General features: G+C 63.6%; 2 protein-coding genes. Both read left to right on the forward strand.

Going from position 1 to position 23,013, the window contains the following annotated elements; translation table 11 throughout:
* Positions 1–168: 168 nt before the first annotated feature.
* Positions 169–11,136 (forward strand): non-ribosomal peptide synthetase, encoded by a 10,968-nt coding sequence (locus AC1ROI_RS03000; protein WP_102595304.1) that lies wholly within the window; start codon positions 169–171, stop codon positions 11,134–11,136.
* Positions 11,136–22,898 carry a non-ribosomal peptide synthetase gene (locus AC1ROI_RS03005; protein ID WP_102595303.1) on the forward strand — a complete coding sequence of 3,921 codons (11,763 nt, stop codon included), beginning with the start codon at positions 11,136–11,138 and terminating at the stop codon, positions 22,896–22,898. Before AC1ROI_RS03000 ends, AC1ROI_RS03005 begins: the two co-directional genes overlap by 1 nt.
* Positions 22,899–23,013: the final 115 nt, after the last annotated feature.

Raw genomic sequence — 23,013 nt, forward strand, 5'->3', positions numbered from 1 at the left:
ATCCCTGTGGGAGCAAGCTCGCTCCCACAATGATTCTTATCCCTCTGACACCCCGTGTTTTACCTCCTGCCTGATACTTGTTCTCATTCGCTAATTTTTCCGGTCTGCATTCGTTTTATAGGGACGACGTGCCTTTGTGCTTCCCGCCACTGATCCGGATGCTTAGAAATGAATGCTGAAGACTCCTTGAAACTTGCTCGCCGGTTTATCGGGTTGCCCCTGGAAAAGCGCCAGATGTTCCTTGCGGCCTTGCAAAAGGAAGGCGTTGATTTCGCCCGGTTCCCCATTCCAGCCGGCGTCGACGCCGAAGATCGCCAGGCGCTGTCGTATGCCCAGCAACGCATGTGGTTTCTCTGGCAACTGGACCCACAAAGCGGCGCCTACAACCTGCCCGGTGCGGTGCGCCTGACCGGGCGTTTGAGCCTGCCGGCGCTGGAGCAAGCCTTCGCCAGCCTGGTGGCGCGTCACGAAACCCTGCGCACGGTGTTCCAGCGCCAGGCTGACGACACGTTGCTGCAAGTGCCGGCCAGCGCGCCGCTGGTCATCGATCATGTGGATTTCAGCGCCTTGCCAGCCACGGAGCGCGAAGTGGCAGTTGCCAAGGCAGCCGAGCAGCAATCGGTGTTGCCGTTTGATCTGTCAGTCGGCCCGCTGCTGCGCGTCACCTTGCTCAAGCTCGCCGAGCAGGAACACGTCCTGCTGCTGACCCTGCACCACATCGTGTCCGATGGCTGGTCGATGAACGTGCTGATCGACGAATTCATCCGCTGCTACGACGCCTTTGAGGCGGGCACGCAACCGCAAGTCGCGCCATTGCCGATCCAGTACAGCGACTACGCATTGTGGCAACGCCGCTGGCTCGAGGCGGGCGAACAGGCGCGTCAACTCGACTACTGGCAAGCGCAACTGGGTGATGAGCACCCGGTGCTGGAGTTGCCCACCGATCACCCGCGCCCGGCGATGCCGAGCTATCGCGGCACCCGTTACGAGTTTGCGGTCGACCCGCAACTGGCCGAGCAACTGCGGGCCACGGCGCAGAAACACAGCGTCACCCTGTTCATGCTGTTGCTCGGCGCCTTCAACGCGCTGCTGCATCGCTATACCGGGCAGACCGACATCCGCGTCGGCGTGCCGATTGCCAACCGTAACCGCGCCGAGATCGAAGGCCTGATCGGCTTCTTCGTCAACACCCAGGTGTTGCGCACGAAGCTCGATGGTCAGACCCGCGTCGACGAGTTGCTGCGCGCCATCAAGGAAACCGCCCTTGGCGCCCAGGCCCATCAGGACCTGCCATTCGAGCGCCTGGTCGAGGCGCTGAAACTGGAACGCAGCCTCAGCCACACGCCGCTGTTCCAGGTGATGTACAACCACCAGCCGCAGGTCGCGGACATTTCCACGGTCAGCACCGCCTCCGGCCTGGCGCTGGGCGTAATCGAGTGGGAAGGGCGCACCACGCAGTTCGACCTGACCCTCGATACTTACGAAAAGGGTGGCAAGCTGCACGCGGCGCTGACCTACGCCAACGACCTGTTCGACGCCGCGACCATCGCGCGCATGGCGCAGCACTGGACGCACCTGCTGCAGGGCATCGTCAGCGATTCACAGCAGCGCATCAGCGATTTGCCGCTGCTGGAAAGCACTGAATACCAGCGCATCGTGCATGACTGGAATCGCGCTGACGAAAGCTTCGCGCAGGATTTGTGCATTCATGAACTGATCAGCCAGCAAGTCGCGGCTAGCCCGGACGCGTTGGCGGTGACCTTCACCACCCAGCATCTGACCTACGCCGAACTCGACGCTCAGGCCAATCGCCTGGCCCACCGGCTGATCGAACTGGGTGTCGGCCCGGAAGTCCGGGTCGGCGTGGCGATGCAGCGTTCCGACAACTTGCTGGTCGCGCTGCTTGCCGTCCTCAAGGCCGGTGGCGCCTACGTGCCACTGGACCCGGATTACCCGGCCGAACGCGTCGCCTACATGCTCGAAGACAGCCGCGCCCTGGTGCTGCTGACCGAGCATTCGGTCGCCGCGACATTGGCCGTGGCAGCCGATACCCAGGTGTTGCTGATGGACGATATGACCTGGGCCGCTTACCCGAGCAGCGCGCCGGTCACCCGCGTCACGCCGGACAACCTGGCCTACGTGATTTACACCTCCGGCTCCACCGGAAAACCCAAGGGCGTGGCCATCGCCCATCGCAACGTGCTGGCGCTGATCGACTGGTCTAAATCGGTGTACAGCCGCGAAGACATCCAGGGCGTGCTGGCCTCGACCTCGGTGTGCTTCGACCTGTCGGTATGGGAATTGTTTGTGACCCTGGCCAACGGCGGCTCGGTGATCATCGCCCGCAACGCCCTGGAGTTGCCGCAGCTGCCGGCCCGGGATCAGGTGCGCCTGATCAACACCGTGCCGTCGGCAATCAACGCCTTGCAGCGCGACGGACAGATCCCGCCGAGCGTGCGCATCATCAACCTCGCCGGCGAGCCGCTGAAGCAGAGCCTGGTGGACGCGTTGTATGAGCAGTCGACCGTCGCACACGTCTACGATCTGTACGGGCCGTCGGAGGACACCACCTATTCGACCTGGACCCGCCGTGCAGCGGGCGGTCGCGCGAACATCGGCCGTCCCCTCAAGCACACCGCCAGCTATTTGCTGGACGCCGACCTGCAGCCGGTGCCCCAAGGCGTGTCCGCCGAGCTATACCTGGCGGGCGCCGGCATCACCCGCGGTTACCTCGCACGCCCAGGCATGACTGCCGAAAAATACGTGCCGAACCCGTTCGCCAGCAACGGCGAGCGCTTGTACCGCACCGGCGACTTGACCCGTTATCAGGTCGACGGTTCGCTGCAATACGTCGGGCGCATCGACCATCAGGTCAAGGTCCGTGGCTTCCGTATCGAGCTGGGCGAAATCGAAGCACGGCTGTTGCAGCAAGCGGACGTGCGCGAACTGGCTGTGTTGGCGCAGGACGGCGTCAACGGGCAGCAACTGGTGGCCTACATCGTGCCGACCGATCCGGCGTTGGTCGATGACGCCGATGCGCAAGCCACCCTGCGTGAAAACCTGAAAGCGGCATTGCGCCAACACCTGCCGGACTACATGGTCCCGGCGTTCCTGCTGTTCCTCGCGCAGCTGCCGCTGACCCCCAACGGCAAACTCGATCGCAAGGCCTTGCCGGCGATTGACGGCGCGCAGCAACAGCGCGAGCACGTCGCACCGCGCACAACGATGGAAAAAGCCCTCGCCGCGATCTGGCAGGACGTGCTGGCCATCGACAACGTCGGCCTTGAAGACAACTTCTTCGAACTGGGCGGCGACTCCATCGTCTCGATGCAAGTGGTCAGCCGTGCGCGCCAGGCCGGGATCGTGTTGAGCCCCAAGGACCTGTTCCAGCACCAGACCGTCCGCAGCCTGGCCCAGGCTGCCCGCAGCGGCGAGCACGCGTTGATCGATCAAGGTCCGGCGACTGGCGCGGTCGCGCTGGCGCCGGTGCAACAGGGGTTCTTCGAGCAAGCAATTCCCGAGCGTCAGCACTGGAACCAATCGCTGTTGCTGGTGCCGCGCGAGGCGTTGAACGTCGAGGCGCTGGACCGCGCGCTTGAGCAGTTGCTGACCCATCACGACAGCTTGCGCCTGCGTTACGAGCAGACCGCTGAAGGCTGGCAACAGGTCTATGCGGCGCCGACCACCGAGTCAGTGTTGTGGCAGCGTCAAGCGCAATCGGTGGAAGACCTCAACGCCTTGTGCGACGAAGCCCAGCGCAGTCTTGATCTGCAAAATGGCCCGTTGATCCGGGCGCTGCTGGTGGCGATGGCGGACGGTTCTCAGCGTTTGCTGCTGGTCATCCATCACCTGGCGGTGGACGGTGTTTCCTGGCGCGTGTTGCTGGACGATCTGCAGCAGTTCTACAGCGGCAGCGCCGTGAAGAGGGTGAAAACCAGCACGTATCAACGCTGGGTCGCCCGTCTGCAAGATCATTTGCCAGCGTTTGAAAACAGCCTCGGTCACTGGCAGGCCCAGCTGCGCGACGCGCCGACCGATTTGCCGTGTGACCGTCCGAACGGCGCGCTGCAAAACCGCTTCGAGCACAAACTCGAAATCAAACTCGACGCCGAGCAAACCCGCAAACTGCTGCAACACGCCCCGGCGGCGTATCGCACCCAGGTCAACGACCTGCTGCTGACCGCACTGGCGCGGGTGGTGTGCCGCTGGAGCGGGCAGGGCAGCACGCTGATTCAGCTCGAAGGCCATGGTCGTGAAGACCTGTTTGACGACATCGACCTGACCCGCACCGTCGGCTGGTTCACCAGCCTGTTCCCGGTCAACCTGATGCCGTCGAGTGACCTCGGTGCGTCGATCAAGACCATCAAGGAGCAACTGCGTGCCGTGCCGGACAAAGGCCTCGGCTACGGCGCGCTGCGTTACCTCGGCGACCCGGCGATGCGCGCCGAACTGGCCGCGTTGCCGCAACCGCGCATCACCTTTAACTACCTCGGGCAGTTCGACCGCCAGTTCGACGACGCCGCGCTGTTCGTGCCGTCCACCGAAGGCAACGGCGTGGCCCAGGATCCGTCGGCGCCGCTGGGCAACTGGCTGACGGTCGAAGGCCAGGTCTACGGTGGCGAGTTGGCGCTGAGCTGGGGTTTCAGTCGCGAGATGTTCAACACCGCGACCATCCAGCGTCTGGCGGACGATTACGCCCAAGAACTCAACGCGCTGATCGAACACTGCTGCGGCGTTGAAGTGCCTCAGGTCACGCCGTCGGATTTCCCGTTGGCACGCATCAGTCAGGTGCAACTCGACGAATTGTCGGTCGCGACCCTTAAAGACCTGTATCCCCTGTCGCCAATGCAGCAGGGCATGCTGTTCCACACGCTGTACGAACCGCAAGTCGGCGCCTACATCAGTCAGTTACGTCTGGACATCCAGGGCCTCGATCCGCAGCGATTCGCTCAGGCCTGGCAAACCGCGCTGGAGCGTCACGACATCCTGCGCAGCCGCTTCCACTGGCAAGGCCTCGACACCGCGCATCAGGCGATTGTCCGCCACGTCGCGTTGCCGCTTGAAGTGCTGGACGCCACCGACACCGATGCGCTGGCCGACGCCGAACGTACCCAAGGTTTTGAATTGGGCAGTGCGCCGCTGTTTCGCTTGAAGCTGGTGCGCATGGGCGCCAATGACTGGCACCTGATCTACACCAGCCACCATATTTTGATGGACGGCTGGAGCAACGCGCAGTTGCTCGCCGAAGTGATCCAGCATTACGCCGCTGGCCAGGCGCTGCCGGCACCGACCGGGCAATACCGTGATTATATGGGCTGGTTGCAGCAGCAATCGGCTGCCGAAGGCGAGCAGTTCTGGAAAGCCGTTTTGGCACCGCTGGAAGCGCCGACCTTGCTGGCCGAAGCCTTGCGCCCGCCAGTGGGCGCCGAGGGCAGCGAGGAATACCGCGTCGCCCTTGATAGCCGCGCCACCCAGCGTCTGATCGAGTTCGCCCGCCAGCAAAAAATCACGCTCAACACCGTGCTGCAAGGGGCGTGGAGCCTGTTGCTGCATCGTTGCACCGGCCAGGATTGCGTGGTGTTTGGGGCCACGGTTGCCGGGCGTTCGGCGCCGTTGCCGGGGATCGAAGCGCAACTCGGGTTGTTTATCAATACGCTGCCGCTGATCTGTGCGATGAAGCCGGATTGCACCGTCAGCCAATGGCTGGACGAGCTGCAAGGGCTGAACCTGGCCATGCGCGAGTTCGAGCACGTGCCGCTTTACGACATTCAGGGCTGGGCGGGGCAGCAGGGGGCGGCGCTGTTCGACAGCCTGCTGGTGTTCGAAAACTTCCCGGTGGCCGAAGCGTTGAAACAGGGCGCACCGGCCGGGTTGTCGTTCGGCAATTTGCACAATCACGAGCGCACCCACTATCCGCTGACGTTGGGCATCGAGCTGGGCGAAGGCCTGAGCCTGGACTTCAGCTACGACGCCGCGCGTTTCAGCGCGGCGCAAGTTGCCGGGTTGTCGGCCAATTTGCAGCACCTGCTGATGCAGCTTGTCACCCAGCCGGACGCCGCACTTGGCGCGCTGGAACTGCTCGACGTCGACGGCAAAAACGCGCTGCTCGCGATCAGCCAACCGCCGACAATCGAGTTGTCCACAACACTTCTGGCCCACGAGCAGATCGCCGCGCAGGCCGCCGCGACCCCGGACGCGCTGGCGTTGCAGGTTGACGGCCAGTCCCTGAGCTACGCGCAATTGAACACCCAGGCCAACCGTCTGGCCCATCGTCTGATGGCCAACGGTGCCGGTCCGGGCAAGCGTGTCGGCCTGGCGCTGCACCGTGGTCCGCAGCTGATCGTCAGCCTGCTGGCGGTGCTCAAAAGTGGCGCCGCCTACGTGCCGCTCGATCCGAAATACCCGAACGAACGTCTGGCCTACATGATCGATGACAGCCGTCTCGACGTGCTGCTGTGCGAATCCGGTCTGCTGGAGGAGGTGCCGGGCGTGCGCCGTCTCAGCCTTGAGGACGGCACCGACTACCCCGACAGCAATCCGCACCACCACGCGGTCGCCGGCGATCTGGCCTACATCATCTATACCTCCGGCTCCACCGGCCAACCCAAAGGCGTGGCCATCGCCCATGCCGCGTTGCGCGAGTTCTGCCAGAGCGCCGCCGACTATTCGGTGCTGTCGGCGTCGGACCGGGTGTTGCAATTCGCGACCTTCAGCTTCGACGGTTTCGTCGAGCAATGTTTCCCGGCGTTGTGTGTCGGCGCGGCGTTGATCATGCGCGGCGATGACGTGTGGGACGCCGGTCGCCTCGCCGCCGAAATCGTCCGGCACGGCGTGACCGTGGCGGACTTGCCGGCCGCTTACTGGTACTTGCTCGCTCGCGAATGCGCGAGCGGCGTGGTCAGCGGTCTCGGTGCTTTGCGCCAGGTCCACGTCGGTGGCGAAGCGATGTCGGTCGAAGGTTTGCGCCTGTGGCATCAGGCCGGATTGAGCCACATGCGACTGCTCAACACCTACGGCCCGACCGAAGCGACCGTGGTGTCCAGCGTGCATGAGTGCAGTCTCGACGATGCCAGCGATGCGTTTGGCATTCCGATTGGTCGTGCCATCGCCGGCCGTGCGCTGTATGTGCTGGATGCGGCGGGTCAGTTGCTGCCGTCCGGCGGTGTCGGCGAACTGTGCATCGGCGCTCCAGCCTGCCTCGCGCAAAGCTACTTCAATCGTCCGGCGCTGACCGCTGAACGTTTCCTGCCGGACCCGTTTGCCCGTGAACCGGGCGCGCGTCTATACCGCAGCGGCGATCTGGCGCGCTACAACGCCCAAGGGCAGCTGGAATACGTCGGCCGCATCGACCATCAAGTGAAGATCCGCGGTTTCCGCATCGAAATGGGCGAGATCGAAGCCTGCCTGCAAGCCCGTGAAGACGTGCGTGAAGCGGCGGTCATCGCCCAGGACGGCATGCTACTGGTGGCGTACATCGTGGCCGGCGATTCGGTGTCGTCCGAAGTTGATTATCTGGAAGGCCTGAAAGCTGCTCTGCATCAATCGCTGCCGGAATACATGGTGCCGAATCACTTGGTCTTGCTGCCGAAGCTACCGCTCAACAACAACGGCAAACTGGATCGCCGAGCCTTGCCGCGTGTTGAAGCTGGCGATGCCCAGCGTGACTTCGTGGCCCCGGTCGAAGGGCTGGAAACGCAACTCGCGCTGATCTGGCAGGACGTGTTGCAGGTCGGGCAAGTTGGCCGCAACGACAACTTCTTCGAACTGGGCGGGCACTCGTTGCTGGTGCTTCAGGTGATCTCGCGGGTGCGGCAGCAGTTGCAGCTCGAACTGTCGGTGAACAGCCTGTTCTCCGCCGCGAACCTGGCGGAATTTGCCGGGCGTGCCGCGCTGGCAAATATCAGCGGTCAACCTTTGCTACAACGTGCCGTGATCGATCAGCCGCAGGTTTTGTCTTATGCCCAACAGCGCCAATGGATTCTCTGGCAACTGGACCCGCAAAGCCCGGCCTACAACATTCCTGCCGCACTGCGCCTCATAGGCCCGCTGAACCGCGAAGCCCTGCGCGAAGCCTTCGCCCGGTTGCAGGACCGTCACCAAACCCTGCGCACGACCTTCGAACAAGATGGTCTGCAGGCACGTCCGGTGCTGCACGACAATCTGGCGTTGCAACTGGAGGAACGCACACTCGATCAGGTGTCGGTCGACACGGCCGTGGCCGAAGAAATCGCCCGTCCGTTCGACCTGCGCAACGGTCCGCTATGGCGCATGTTGCTGCTGCAAGTGAACACCGACGAACACGTGCTGGTCCTCATCGTCCATCACATCGCTGCCGACGGCTGGTCGATGCAGGTCATGGTCGATGAGTTCAGCTCCTTGTATCAGGCGGCTGCCTGCGGGCGCGCCGCCGGTTTGGCTGACTTGCCGGTGAACTACAGCGACTACGCCCGCTGGCAGCGCGACTGGCTGGAAGCGGGCGAGGGTGCACGCCAACTGACGTGGTGGCGTGAGCAACTGGCCGGCAGCCAGGCGCCGCTGGAATTGCCCAGCGAACTGACCCGTCCGGCCCGTCGCAGCGAGCGCGGTGCCAGCCTGATGCTCAACGTGGATCGCGAGTTGCTCGCCGGTTTACGTCAACGTGCCCAGGAACAGCAAGTGACGTTGTTCATGCTGTTGCTGGCGAGTTTCCAGACCTTGCTGCATCGCCAGAGCGGGCAGTCGCGTATCAGCGTTGGCGTGCCGAGCGCCGGTCGTTCGCGTCTCGAAACCGAAGGCCTGATCGGCTTCTTCATCAACACCCAGGTGCTGCGTGCCGAGATCGATGGGCAGCAGCCGTTCAGCACCTTGTTGCAACAGGTCAAACAGGTTGCATTGGGCGCGCAAGCGAATCAGGACTTGCCGTTCGAGCAGCTGGTCGACGCCTTGCAACCGGACCGCAGCCTCAATCACAGCCCGTTGTTCCAGGTGCTCTACAACCATCAGCAGCCGTTGGGCGCGAGTGTCGAACGCACGGTTGCCGACCTGAACGTCGAGCGTCTGCACTGGCAGCAACACACCACGCAATTCGATCTGGTCCTCGATACTCAGGAGCAGGGCGAAGCACTGGATGCCAGCCTGACCTACGCCACGGATGTGTATGACGAAGCGTCGATGCAGCGCCTTGGCGAGCAGTGGCTGAACCTGCTGCGCGCGGTAGTCAGCGATCCGCAGCAACGCGTCGCCGAACTGCCCCTGATTGACGGGTCGCAGCAAGAGGCTTTGGTGCAGCACTGGAACCCCGCATTCCAGGCGCAACCGACGTCGCCGACCTTGCATCAGTTGTTCGAAGCGCAAGCCGCACAACGGCCGAATGCCGTCGCGCTGGTCTACGATGGCGAGCAATTGACCTACGCCGCGCTCAACGCCCAGGCCAACCGCTTGGCGCGCACACTGCGCGAACAAGGCATAGGGCCAGAAGTGCGCGTGGGCATCGCCACCGAGCGGGCGATGCCATTGGTGATCGGCTTGCTGGCGATTCTCAAGGCCGGCGGCGCCTACGTGCCCCTCGACCCGCACTACCCGGCCGAACGCCTGAGCTACATGATCGAAGACAGCGGCATCACGCTGCTACTGACCCAGCAACACTTGATCGACAGTCTGTCGGCCCGAGACGGCGTGCAGATGCTGAGCCTGGAATCGTTGCAGCTGGATGGGGTCAGTGACGCCAACCTGCCAGCGCTGGCGACCCCGGACAACCTCGCCTACGTGATCTACACCTCCGGATCCACCGGTCGTCCTAAAGGCGCATTGCTCAGCCATGGCAACGTCGGGCGTCTGCTCACGGCCACGGCTGGCGAGTTTGGCTTCGGTCCGGACGATGTCTGGACGCTGTTCCATTCCTACGCCTTCGACTTCTCGGTGTGGGAGCTGTTTGGTTCGCTGTGCACCGGCGGGCGTCTGGTGATCGTGCCGTATGACATCAGCCGCGAGCCGCAGCAATTCCATCGCTTGCTCTGTGATGAGGGCGTGACGGTGTTGAACCAGACGCCGAGCGCGTTCCGCCAGTTGTTGCCGATTGCCTGTGCCAGCCCACGAAGCATGGCGTTGCGTCAGGTGATTTTCGGTGGCGAAGCCCTCGAAGTCGCGAGCCTGCGTCCCTGGTTCGAACGCTTCGGCGACCAACAGCCAGCCCTGGTCAACATGTACGGCATCACCGAAACCACGGTGCACGTGACCTACCGTGCGATCCGCCTGGCCGACCTCGACGGCAAGGCCCAAAGCCCGATCGGCCTGCCGATCCGCGACCTGCGCTGGTACTTGCTCGACAGTCAGCTGCATCCGGTGCCGGTGGGTGTGGCGGGCGAGTTGTACATCGCCGGCGCCGGTCTGGCGCGGGGTTATCACGGCCGTTTCGGCCTGACCGCCGAGCGTTTTGTGCCGAGCCCGTTCGAGGCTTCGCAGCGTCTTTATCGCAGCGGCGACCTGGCGCGTCAGCGTGCCGATGGCAGCATCGACTACCTCGGCCGTATCGACCAGCAAGTAAAAATTCGCGGTTTCCGCATCGAATTGGGTGAAATCGAAGCCGCGCTGCTGGCCCAACCGGGCGTGTGCCAAGCGGTGCTGAGCGTGCATGCCGGCGACGGCGGACCGCAGCTGTGCGCCTACGTCGTGGCCGAGCAAACCCCGCATGACCCGATCGCCTGGCGCGACAACCTGCGCACCGCGCTCAAGGTGGATCTGCCGGACTACATGGTGCCGAGCCACTGGTTGCTGCTGGATGCCTTGCCATTGACCGGCAACGGCAAGCTCGACCGCAAGGCGCTGCCGGTGCCCGATGCCCAGGAATGGCAACGGCCGTTCGAAGCCCCCGAGGGCGACCTCGAACAGCAACTGGCCGCGATCTGGGCCGACGTGCTGGGCGTGGTGCAGATAGGCCGACGCGACAACTTCTTTGAATTGGGCGGGCATTCATTGCTCGCGGCCCAAGCCAGTGCCCGTGTGGAACTGGAACTGGGCATCGAGCTGCCGCTGCGCGCGCTGTTCGAATCCACCGACCTTCAGGCTTATGCCGCCATGGCCGGGCAACACGCCCCGGCTGACAACGATGCACGTCTTGATGCGCTTGAGTCGCTTCTCGACGAGATGGAGATCAACTGATGGAACACACCACTGCCCAGCGTATCGCCAGCCGCTTCGCCGGCCTGCCGGCTGATAAGCGCCGCGAGTTTCTGCAACGCATGCAAGAGCAGGGCGTGAGCTTCGGCCAGTTGCCGATTCCGCCGGCTGCCGAGCCGCAAGCAACGTTCGAATTGTCATACGCGCAGCAGCGTCAATGGTTCCTCTGGCAACTTGATCCACACAGTTCGGCGTACAACATTCCGGCCGCGCTGCGTTTGCACGGGCCGCTGAACGTTGCTGCGTTGCAGCAGAGTTTCGATGGGCTGCTGGAGCGGCATCAGAGTTTGCGCAGCCGGTTCGTCGAGGATGACGGGCAAGTGGTACAGACGCTGGCCGAGTTCACCTCGCTGCCCATCGAGCAGATCGACCTGCGTGGCGAACCCCAGGATCAGCGCTTCGATCAGGCGATGAACAGCGTCGAACAGGACATCGCCCGGCCGTTCGATCTGCAACACGGTCCGCTGTTGCGGGTCAGCCTGTTGCAACTCGATGCCGAAGACCACGTGCTGTTGCTGACCTTGCACCATATCGTCACCGATGGCTGGTCGATGGGCGTGCTGGTGGAAGAGTTTTCCCGGCTCTACGCCGCGCATTGCCAAGGTCAGAACACGGTGCTGGAGGCACTGCCGATCCAGTATTCAGACTATGCGATGTGGCAACGCCGCTGGATGGAGGCGGGCGAGCTGGAACGTCAACTCAACTGGTGGCGCGACCGCCTGGGCAGCGAACAACCGCTGCTCGAATTACCGACCGACCGTCCGCGCCCGGCGCAACCGAGCCAGCGCGGTGCGCGTCTGGATTTCGCCCTCGATACCACGTTGGCCAGCGGTCTGATGAGCCTGGCCAAACAGCGCGGTGTCACGCCGTTCATGCTGTTACTGGCGAGCTTCCAGGCCTTGCTCTATCGCTACAGCGGCCAGGCCGACGTGCGTGTCGGTGTGCCGATTGCCAACCGTAATCGCGCGGAAACCCGTGGCTTGATCGGGTTCTTCGTCAACACCCAGGTGATGCGTGCGGAACTGGACGGACGTCTGCCGTTCAGCCAATTGCTCGACCAGACCCGCGCCGCCTCGCTGGACGCCCAGGATTATCAGGACTTGCCGTTCGAGCGTCTGGTGCAGGCGCTGCAAGGTGAACGCAGCCTCAGTCACAGCCCGCTGTTCCAGGTGATGTTCAACCACCAGCAAGCCAAACCCGCGGCGGTCAGCGGCTTGCTCGCCGGCCTGCGCGTCGAGGCATTGAACGCCACGGCGCACACCACCCAGTTCGACCTGCAACTGGACACCCAGGAGGAGGGCGACAAACTGTTCGCCAGCCTGACTTACGCCACCGATCTGTTCGACGCTGAACGCATCGAGCACCTCGCGCGGCACTGGCGCAATTTGTTGGCCGGTGTTCTGGCCAACCCGCAATGCCCGCTCGCCGAATTGCCGTTGCTGGACGCCGATGAGCGTCTGCGCATCCTCGACGAGCTCAACGACACCGCTCAGGCCTATCCGGGCGAAGTCTGCGTGCAGCGCCATTTCGAAGAACGCGTAGTTGAAAACCCAGAGGCGACCGCGCTGGTGTTCCAGGGCCAGTCCCTGAGTTACGCCGAGCTGAACCGGCGCGCCAACCGTTTGGCCCACCACTTGCGTGCCCAGGGTGTCGGCCCGGAAGTACTGGTGGGGATTGCCTGCGACCGTTCGTTTGAAATGGTTGTCGGCCTGCTGGCGATTCTCAAGGCGGGCGGTGCGTATGTGCCGCTGGACCCGGAGTACCCGGTTGATCGCCTGAGCTACATGATCGAAGACAGCGGCATTGCGTTGTTGCTGACCCAGGAATATCTGCTGGCACAACTGCCGACCCCGGACAACGTGCGCACCTTGTGCCTGCACGCCGACACCGATTGGCTGAACGACTTGCCGGGCACTGATCTGCCCAACCTTGCGGTCGCGGAAAACTTCGCTTATGTGATTTACACCTCCGGCTCCACCGGCAAACCCAAGGGGGCCGGTAACCGCCATGTGGCGCTGCATAACCGTCTGGCGTGGATGCAGCAAGCCTACAACTTGCAGCCGAGCGACCGCGTGCTGCAAAAGACGCCGTTCAGTTTCGACGTGTCGGTGTGGGAGTTTTTCTGGCCGCTGATGAAGGGCGCCACCCTGGTGATCGCCGCGCCGGGCGAGCACCGTGATCCGCAACGCCTGGCCGCGTTGATCGTCGAGCAGGCGATCACCACGCTGCACTTCGTGCCGTCGATGCTCTCGGCGTTCATCGCTGCCGACGAAGCGCTGGCCTGCACCTCGTTGCAGCGGATCATTTGCAGCGGTGAAGCGCTGCCGATGGAACTGCAACGCCAGACCTTGCGCAGCCTGCCGCAAGCCAATCTCTACAACCTCTATGGTCCGACCGAAGCGGCCATCGACGTGACCCACTGGACCTGCGTGGAAGAAGGGCGTGACAGCGTGCCGATTGGCCGGCCGATTGCCAACTTGCGCACCTGCATCCTCGATAGCGAACTGCAACCGTTGCCACTGGGCGCGGTGGGCGAGTTGTACCTGGGCGGCGTCGGCCTGGCACGCGGTTACCACCGTCGTGGCGCGCTGACCGCCGAGCGTTTCGTGGTCGACCCGTTTGGCAGCGGCGAGCGTCTGTACCGCACCGGTGACCTGGCGCGCTATCGCGCTGATGGTGCCATCGACTACTGCGGGCGCATCGACCACCAAGTGAAGATTCGCGGTTTGCGCATCGAACTGGGCGAAATCGAAGCGCGCCTGCAAGAGCATGCAGACGTGCAGGAAGCCGTAGTGTTGGCCCTCGATGGCCCGGGCGGCAAGCAGTTGGTCGCGTACATCGTGCCGCAGGACCGAGCCTTGGTCAGCGCCGATGCCGAGCAACAAGGCGCGTGGCGTGAAACCCTGAAAAGCCATTTGCTGGCGAGCCTGCCGGATTACATGGTGCCGGCGCAGACCGTGCTGATCGAGCAAATGCCCGTGAGCCCCAACGGCAAACTCGAGCGCAAACGCCTGCCCGCGCCGACCGCACAGGTCAGCCAACGCGCCTTCGAAGCGCCACGCAGCGAACATGAACAGGTGCTGGCGCAGATCTGGCAGGACGTGCTGGGGGTGGAGCAGGTCGGGCGTCAGGACAATTTCTTTGAACTGGGCGGCGACTCGATCATTTCGATCCAGGTGGTCAGCCGTGCGCGCCGCGCCGGCCTGAGCCTGCAACCCCGCGACCTGTTCCAGCAGCAAACCTTGCAAGCCCTGGCCGCCGTGGTCAAGGAACAGGCCGCCCCGCTGGCGCAGCAAGGGCCGGTGGAAGGTGTGCAAACCCTCACGCCGATCCAGCGCTGGTTCTTCGACGAGCCGATCCCGCAACGCGCGCACTGGAACCAGGCGGTGCTGCTGACGCCACGCGAAACCCTTGAATTGCCACGCCTGCAAGCCGCGCTGCAACGTTTGCTCAAGCAGCATGATGCCCTGCGTCTGCGCTTCAGTCAGGTCGATGGCCAATGGTCGGCGCGTTATGTCGGGGCCGACAGCTGCGATGTGATCGACATGCTCTGGACCGCCCGCGTGGCCAACGATGCTTCGCTGGAATCGGTGTGCGACGAGGCGCAGCGCAGCCTCAGTCTGCAAGACGGTCCGCTGCTGCGCATCGCGTTGATCGCTCAGGCGGATGGTTCGCAGCGGTTGCTGTTGGTGATCCATCACCTGGCGGTGGACGGGGTGTCGTGGCGGGTGTTGCTGGAAGATTTGCAAGCGGCTTATCAAGGGCAAGACCTGCCACCGAAGACCAGCGCTTTCCAGGCCTGGGCCGACAAACTTGACGCCTACGCCCGCTCCGAAGCCGCTGCCAGCGAACTGGACTGGTGGCAAGCGCAGCTGAGCGTCGCCAATGATTCGCTGCCCGCCGCCAATGCCCAAGCCAGTCAGGCCGGGCATCTGCGCCAAGGCGTGAGCATCGGCCTGGACCGCGATCAAACCACCAGGCTGCTGCAACAGGCGCCAGCGATTTACCGCACACAGGTCAACGACCTGCTGCTGACCGCGCTGGCCCGAACCCTCAGCCGCTGGACCGGTGACGCTTCGGCGCTGATTCAACTCGAAGGTCATGGTCGCGAAGAGCTGTTCGACGACATCGACCTGACCCGCACCGTCGGCTGGTTCTCCAGTCTGTTTCCGGTGCGCCTGACGCCGACCGCCGACCTGGCGGGCTCGATCAAGGCCATCAAGCAGCAACTGCGCGAAATCCCCGGAAAAGGCCTGGGCTACGGCCTGCTGCGCTACCTGGGCGATGCCTCGACCCAAGCGGCGTTGGCCGGTTTGCCGCAAGCACGCGTGACGTTCAACTACCTCGGGCAGTTCGACCAGAGCTTCGCCGAAGACGCCCTGTTCACCCCGGCCAAGGAGTCCAGCGGCGCCGCGCAATCGGCGGACGCACCGTTGCCGAACTGGCTGTCGGTGGACGGCCAGGTGTATGGCGGCGAACTGAAACTCGACTGGACCTTCAGCCGCGAATGCTTCGACAAACGTGAAATCGAAGCGCTGGCCGCCGATTACCAACGTGAATTGCTGGCGCTGATCGCCCATTGCCTGAGCGACGGTGCGGGTGGCGTGACCCCGGCGGACTTCCCGCTGGCGCGCCTGACCCAGGCGCAACTCGATGGCTTGCCGGTGCCGCCGGCGCAGATCGAAGACCTGTATCCGCTGTCGCCGATGCAGGCCGGTCTGTTGTTTCACAGCCTCTATGAATCGGCGTCTGGCGCCTACGTCAATCAGCTTAGCGTCCAAGCCCGTGGCCTCGACGCTGAGCGTCTTGGCCGCGCCTGGCAAACGGTGCTCGACACCCATCCGATCCTGCGCAGCAGCTTCCACTTCCCCGACGGTTTCGAAGCGCCGGTGCAAGTGGTCCATCGTCATCTGCAACTGCCGATGACGTGTCTCGACTGGCGTGGCCGCAGCGATCAGGCCGACGCATTGATTGAACTGATCGACAACGAGCGCCTGCAACTCGATTCGACCCGGGCGCCATTGATGCGCCTGACCCTGGTGCGGCTGGACGATGAGCGTCAGCAATTGATCTACACCCACCATCACCTGTTGCTGGATGGCTGGAGTAATTCGCTGCTGCTGAGCGAAGTCTTGCAGCGTTATGCCGGGCAGGATGTGCAGGCGCCGACCGGGCGTTTCGCCGATTACATCGGCTGGCTGCAACGTCAGGATGCCCACGCCGACGAGGTCTTCTGGCGCGAGCAGCTGGCGACCCTCGACAACCCGACGTTACTGGCGCAGAGCCTGGCCCATGGCGACGGTAAAAATCAGTTGGCCGTAGAGTTTGCCGACCATCGCCAGACCTTCGATGTCGCCACCAGCCAGCGTTTCAGCGAGTTTGCCCGTCAGCAAAAAGTCACCCTCAATACCTTGGTGCAAGGCGCCTGGGCTCTGCTGCTGCAACGCTACAGCGGCCAGCGCAGTGTTGCGTTCGGCGCGACTGTGGCGGGGCGGCCGGTGGATTTGCCGGGTGCCGAAAGCCAGCTCGGCCTCTTCATCAACACCTTGCCGGTGATCAGCAGCCCGGACGCGGTGGAAAGCGTCGGCCAGTGGCTGACCCGTTTGCAGGCACAAAACCTCGAACTGCGTGAGCATGAATTCACCGCATTGGGCGACATTCAGCGCTGGGCCGGGCGTGCCGGTGAGCCGCTGTTCGACAGCCTGCTGGTGTTCGAAAACTTCCCGGTGGCCGAAGCGCTGCAACAAGGCGCGCCGGCCGGTTTGAGCTTCTCGGTTCCGCAGAACCATGAACGCACTAACTTCCCGCTGACCCTGGCGGCCACCGCCGAAAGCCAGTTGAGCCTGAACTGGAGTTACCAGTGCGCCCATTTCAGCGGCGAAGCGATTGTTCGGATGAGCGAGCATCTGGCCGCGCTGCTGGCGGCGATGGTCGCCGCGCCAAACGCGGCATTGAGTGAACTGGACCTGCTGACCGCGCCGGAACGCGCGCAACAGTTGGTCGAATGGAACCCGGCATTCACGGCCGCGCAAAACCCGCTCTGTGTGCATCAGTTGATCGAGGCCCAAGCGGTCATCCGCCCGGACGCCACCGCGCTGATCTTCAACGATCTGCAATTGAGCTTCGATCAGCTCAACCGTCGCGCCAACCAATTGGCCCATCGTCTTCGCGCACTGGGCATTGGTCCTGAAGTGCGGGTTGGCCTGGCGATGCAGCGCTCACCGGAAATGATCGTCGGTCTGCTGGCGATCCTCAAGGCCGGCGGCGCCTACGTGCCGCTGGACCCGGCTTACCCGACGGAACGCCTGCGTTACCTGATGGAAGACAGCGGCATTTCGCTGATGATCAGCCAGTCGTGGCTGCGGGAAAAACTGCCGTTGCCCGAAGGCCTGCCGGTGCTGGAAATCGACCGCGAGCCGCTGGCGTCCATGGCGGACACCAACCCGGTCAACCTGACCTGCGGCGAAAATCTCGCGTACCTGATTTACACCTCAGGCTCCACCGGGCGGCCCAAAGGCGTCAGTGTGGCCCACGGTCCGCTGGCCATGCATTGCCTGTCGATCGGTGAGTTGTACGGCATGACCCCGGACGACCGCGAGTTGCAATTCGCCTCGATCAGTTTCGACGGCGCCCACGAACGCTGGCTGACGCCGCTGGTGTTCGGTTCGGCAGTCATGCCCCGCGATGACGAGTTGTGGAGCGTGGAGCGCACCTGCGCCGAGATCGAAAAACACGGCATCACCATTGCCTGTTTTACCCCGACTTATCTGTCGCAGATCGCCGACTTCATGGGCGAAGCGGGGCGTGATTTGCCGATCCGTTCGTACACCCCGTGCGGCGAGGGCATGGCCAAGCACGCGTTCGATGAAGTCCAGCAAGTGCTGCAACCCAAGCGCTTGATCAACGGCTACGGCCCGACCGAGACGGTGATCACGCCACTGATCTGGCTGGCGTACCCGGATACCGAGTTCGACTCGGCGTTCATGCCGATTGGCCGGCCGGTGGGCAACCGCAGCGCCTACATTCTGGACGGCGGCTTGCAGCCGTTGCCAGTTGGCGTCGCGGGCGAGTTGTACCTGGGCGGCGAGGGCGTCGCCCGGGGTTACCATCAACGTCCGGACCTGACCGCTGAACGCTTCGTGCCGGATCCATTCGTGCCGGGTGCGCGTTTGTACCGCAGCGGCGACCTCGCACGGTTCCGCGCCGATGGCGTCGTTGAATACCTCGGCCGTATCGACCAGCAAGTGAAGATTCGCGGGTTCCGTATCGAACTCGGCGAAATCGAAGCCTGCCTGCTGGAACACGAAGGCGTGCGTGAATCGTTCGTGATTGACCGTGAAGGTCCGGTGAGCCGCCAGTTGGTCGGTTACGTGGTGCCCCGCGATCCGCTTGCCGATGAGCAGGCTCTGCGTGAAGCGCTGACGGCTCATCTGCGCAGCCGATTGCCGGCGCACATGTTGCCGGCACACTTGATGTGCCTGGCCGCGTTGCCGCTGACGCCGAACGGTAAGCTTGATCGCCAAGGCCTGCCGGCGCCGGAAGCCACTCGGCAGAACCACGATCACGTGGCCGCCGCAACACCGGCCGAAGTGTTGCTGGTTGAGATCTGGCAGGAACTGCTGGGGCTGGAGTCGGTGGGCGTCACCGAGAACTTCTTTGAGCTGGGCGGTGATTCGATCATTTCGCTGCAAGCGGTGAGCCGTGCCGGGCAGCGTGGGCTGGTGTTCAGTCCGAAGCAGCTGTTCGAGCAGCAGACCATTCGTGCTTTGGCCTCCGTGGCCAGCAGCCGTGAAGCAAGATTGATCGAAGCGCCAAACGTCGAAGCTTTCTCACTGGTGCCGCACATCGACATCGCTGCCCGTGAAGGTCTGCAAGACTTGTATCCGCTGTCGCCGATGCAGCAAGGCATGCTGTTCCATTGCCTGGATTCACCGGAGCTCAACCCCTACGTCAACCAGTTGAGCGTGGCGGTCGACGGCTTGCAGGTGCCGCGTTTCCGCGCGGCCTGGCAGACGCTGGTCGAGCGGCATGAAGTGCTGCGCGCCGCGTTCCGCTGGCGCGATGGCTTGGCCGATCCGCTGCAAGCGGTGTTCGCCGACGTCGAGTTGCCGATCGAAGAACTCGACTGGCGCGACCGCTCCGACACCGAGCAGGCGCTGGGCGAACTGGCCGCAGCGGAACAGGCCAAGGGCTTCGACCTGAGCTGCCCGCCGTTGATGCGTTTCATCCTGGTGCGCCTGGGTGATGACCGTTACCAGATGATCTGGATCTACCATCACCTCTTGCTCGACGGCTGGAGCGCTTCGCGTCTGCTGGGCGACATGCTGCGCCTGTACCACAACGACAGCCTGCCGACCCTGACCGGGCGCTACGCCGACTACATCGCCTGGCTGCAACGCCAGGACGGCGCGCAAGCCGAAGGCTTCTGGCGTGAGCGCCTGGCGCTGCTCGAAGAACCGACCATTCTGGCCAAAGCTTCCGGTGCCGCTGGTTCCGGCCACGGCGTGATGTACAGCCACCTCGACGCCGAGGCGACGCGCAAACTGCACAGCTTCGCCAAGCGTCAACGCGTGACACTGAACACGCTGGTGCAAGGCGCGTGGCTGTTGCTGCTGCAACGCCACAGCGGCCAGCGCAGTGTCGCGTTCGGCGCCACGGTGGCGGGGCGCCCGACCGGGTTGGCCGGTGCGCAGGACATGCTCGGTCTGTTCATCAACACCTTGCCGGTGATTCAGACCCTTGATCCGCAACAGCCGGTGGGCGAGTGGCTGCGCGACTTGCAGGATTACAACCTGATGGTGCGTGACTACGAACACACGCCGTTGTCGGACATTCAGCGCTGGGCCGGGCAGGGTGGCCAGGGTTTGTTCGACAGCATCATCGTGTTCGAAAACCATCCGGTGGACCGCGCCCTGAAAGGCGGTGAGGAAGGCGAGCTGCGCTTTGCCGAAGTCGGCAGTGGCGGGGTGACCAACTTCCCGATGGACTTGATGGTCAGCGCCAACGAAGAAGGCCTGGAAGTTGAGTACCTGTTCCTGCGTGATCGCTTCAGTGACGTGGAAGTCGAGCGGATTCGTGCGCAGTTGGAAGGATTGCTGCGTGCGTTGCCGGAGGATGCTACGCGTCTGCTTGGCAATATTGGCTTGCCTGAGGCGCGTTTGAGTCTGCCGCAGGTGTCAGATGACAGCGCTGATTTGCTTCACGCGTTTAATCAACACGTCAAAGCGCAGCCGCAGAAAATCGCCTTGATCTGCGAAGGTCGGCACGTCAGTTATGCACAGCTTGAGGCGCAGGCCAATGGGTTGGCGCAGCAACTGATCGGTCGCGGCATCGGCCCGGAAAGTCTGGTGGCGGTGGCGTTGCCGCGTTCCGAGCGCACCATCGTTGCGTTCCTCGCGGTGCTTAAAGCAGGGGCGGCGTATCTGCCTTTGGACCTCGCGTACCCGGCCGAGCGGCTGGCATATATGTTGAGCGATTCGGCGGCCAGCCTGTTGCTCTGTGACAGCAATCTGGGGGATCGACTGACCCTGGCCGACAGCCCGCCGCGTCTGCTGCTCGACCAGTTGAGCGTTACCGACCACACTGAATGCCCGGTTTCCCAGCCGTTGCCTGGGCACTTGGCGTATTTGATTTACACCTCCGGTTCCACGGGCCAGCCCAAAGGCGTGGCGGTGGCACGTGGGCCGATTGCCCGGCATTGCCGCGGCATCATCGAGCTCTACGAACTGGCACCGCGCAGCCGTGAGCTGCACTTCATGTCGTTCGCCTTCGACGGTGCGCAGGAGCGTTGGCTGAGTGTGATGTTGGCCGGTGGCAGCCTGGTGATCCGCGAGGACAGTTTATGGACCCCGGAGCAAACCCTCGAAGTGATGCAGCGTCATGGCGTCACCGTCGCCTGCTTCCCGCCGGCCTACTTGCAACAGATGGCCGAAGTGGCCGAACGCCTTGGCAATCCACCGGCGGTCGAGGTGTATTGCTTTGGCGGTGATGCGGTGCCGGAGGCGAGCTTCGAGCAGGTCAAGCGCGCCTTGCGTCCGCAGCGTCTGGTCAACGGTTATGGCCCGACCGAAATCGTGGTCACGCCGCTGTTGTGGCGTGCCGAGGCCAGCGAAACCTGCGACGCGGCCTATGCGCCGATTGGGCGTGGCGTGGCCGGGCGTGGTGTGTATGTGCTGGACGCCGACCTCAATCCGCTGCCGGTCGGTGTCAGCGGCGAGTTGTACCTGGGCGGCGAATGCCTGGCGCGCGGTTACCACCAGCATCCCGGCATGAGCGCCGAGCGTTTCATCCCCGATCCGTTCGAGGCCGGTGGCCGCATGTACCGCACCGGCGACCTGGTGCGCCAGCGCGAATGCGGGTTGATCGACTATCTGGGGCGTCTTGACCAGCAAGTGAAGATCCGTGGTTTCCGCATCGAGCCGGGCGAGATCGAAGCGCGTCTGCGCGAATGTGTTGGGGTGCAGGATGCCGCCGTGGTGGTACACGACACGCCGACCGGCAAGCAATTGGTCGGTTATGTGGTGGCGGCCGGTGCTGTCGGGCTGGATCGTCGCTTGAAATCTGAGCTGCAAGCGCAACTGCCGGACTACATGGTGCCGCCACGGATCCTGGTGCTGGAACGTTTTCCGCTGTCGGCCAACGGCAAGCTCGACCGTCGCGCACTGCCAATGCCTGAATGGGCGCTCGGCGGTTATCGCGCGCCACGCAACGATCTGGAAAAGGCGCTGACCGCGATCTGGCAAGAGGTGCTCGGTGTGCCGCAAGTGGGCATCGACGACAACTTCTTCGAACTGGGCGGCGACTCGTTGCAGGTGCTCAAAGTCATCTCGCGGGTGCGCAGTCAGCCGCAACTGGGCTTCGAGTTGAAGCTGCGGGATCTGATGCAGAAACCGTGCATTGCCGAACTCAGTGGTTATCAGGTGACCGAGCCCACGTCTGCGCCGGACCCTTTGCTGGCGCTGAATGCGCGGATCCCGAATGTGCCGGCGCTGTTTTGCCTGCACGCCGGTTTCGGCACGGTGTTCGACTACGAACCGTTGGCGCGGCGTCTGGAAGGACGGCGCACGGTGTACGGCGTGCAATGCCGCATGCTGCTTGACCCGCACTGGCAGGACGAATCGCTGCTCGCCATGGCGCAAGCCTATGCGCAGCGGATTCGCAGTCAACAGGCCAAAGGACCGTATTACTTGATGGGCTGGTCGTTGGGCGGCGCGTTGACGCAGTTGGTTGCCCACGAATTGGAAGGCCAAGGTGAAACCGTGGCGTTTGCCGGGTTGGTCGACAGCTACGTGGCCGGCACCGCAGAGGCGGGGGACTGGCGCGAGGACCTCGGTGATTTCCTGAAGTTTGTGCTCGGTTTGCCCGCCGATGAGGCTCAGGCGTTGATTGCGCGCAAAGCCGCTGGCTTGAGTGAACGCGAGGGCTCCACCGCCGTGATTGAAGCCGCCTTGCACGGTTCCAATGAACAAGCCGCATTGGGCGCGGGGGAGCTCACGCAGATCTTTGCCACCGGCTCACGCCTCAAGCAACTGGCGCTGGCGCATCGGCAACTGCCGACGATCAAGGCCTCGGCCCATCGTTGGTGGGTGGCCGGGCGCGACGACGAACGTCGGGTGTTCGAGGGCCAGGTCGGCAGTCATGGCGTTGATCGCCTGTTGGCCGGCGGGCACTACGAGCTGTTGCGTGGTGATGAGTTGCTTGATGAGCTTGAGGACTTACTGGAACGCCGTTTGGCCATTGCGTAACTCATTTTCGTAGGAGCGAGGCTTGCCCGCGAACGCGATCTCAAGGACGCCTTCGCGGGCAAGCCTCGCTCCTACAGATCACGGTTTTTCTCGCATTTTTGTACTTGTTTATTTA

Source organism: Pseudomonas sp. GW823-FHT02C02 (genome assembly GCF_058797635.1).

Coding starts and splice junctions, on each gene's coding strand:
- AC1ROI_RS03000 (WP_102595304.1), top strand. CDS start 169: ATGAATGCTGAAGACTCCTTGAAACTTGCTCGCCGGTTTATCGGGTTG.
- AC1ROI_RS03005 (WP_102595303.1), top strand. CDS start 11,136: ATGGAACACACCACTGCCCAGCGTATCGCCAGCCGCTTCGCCGGCCTG.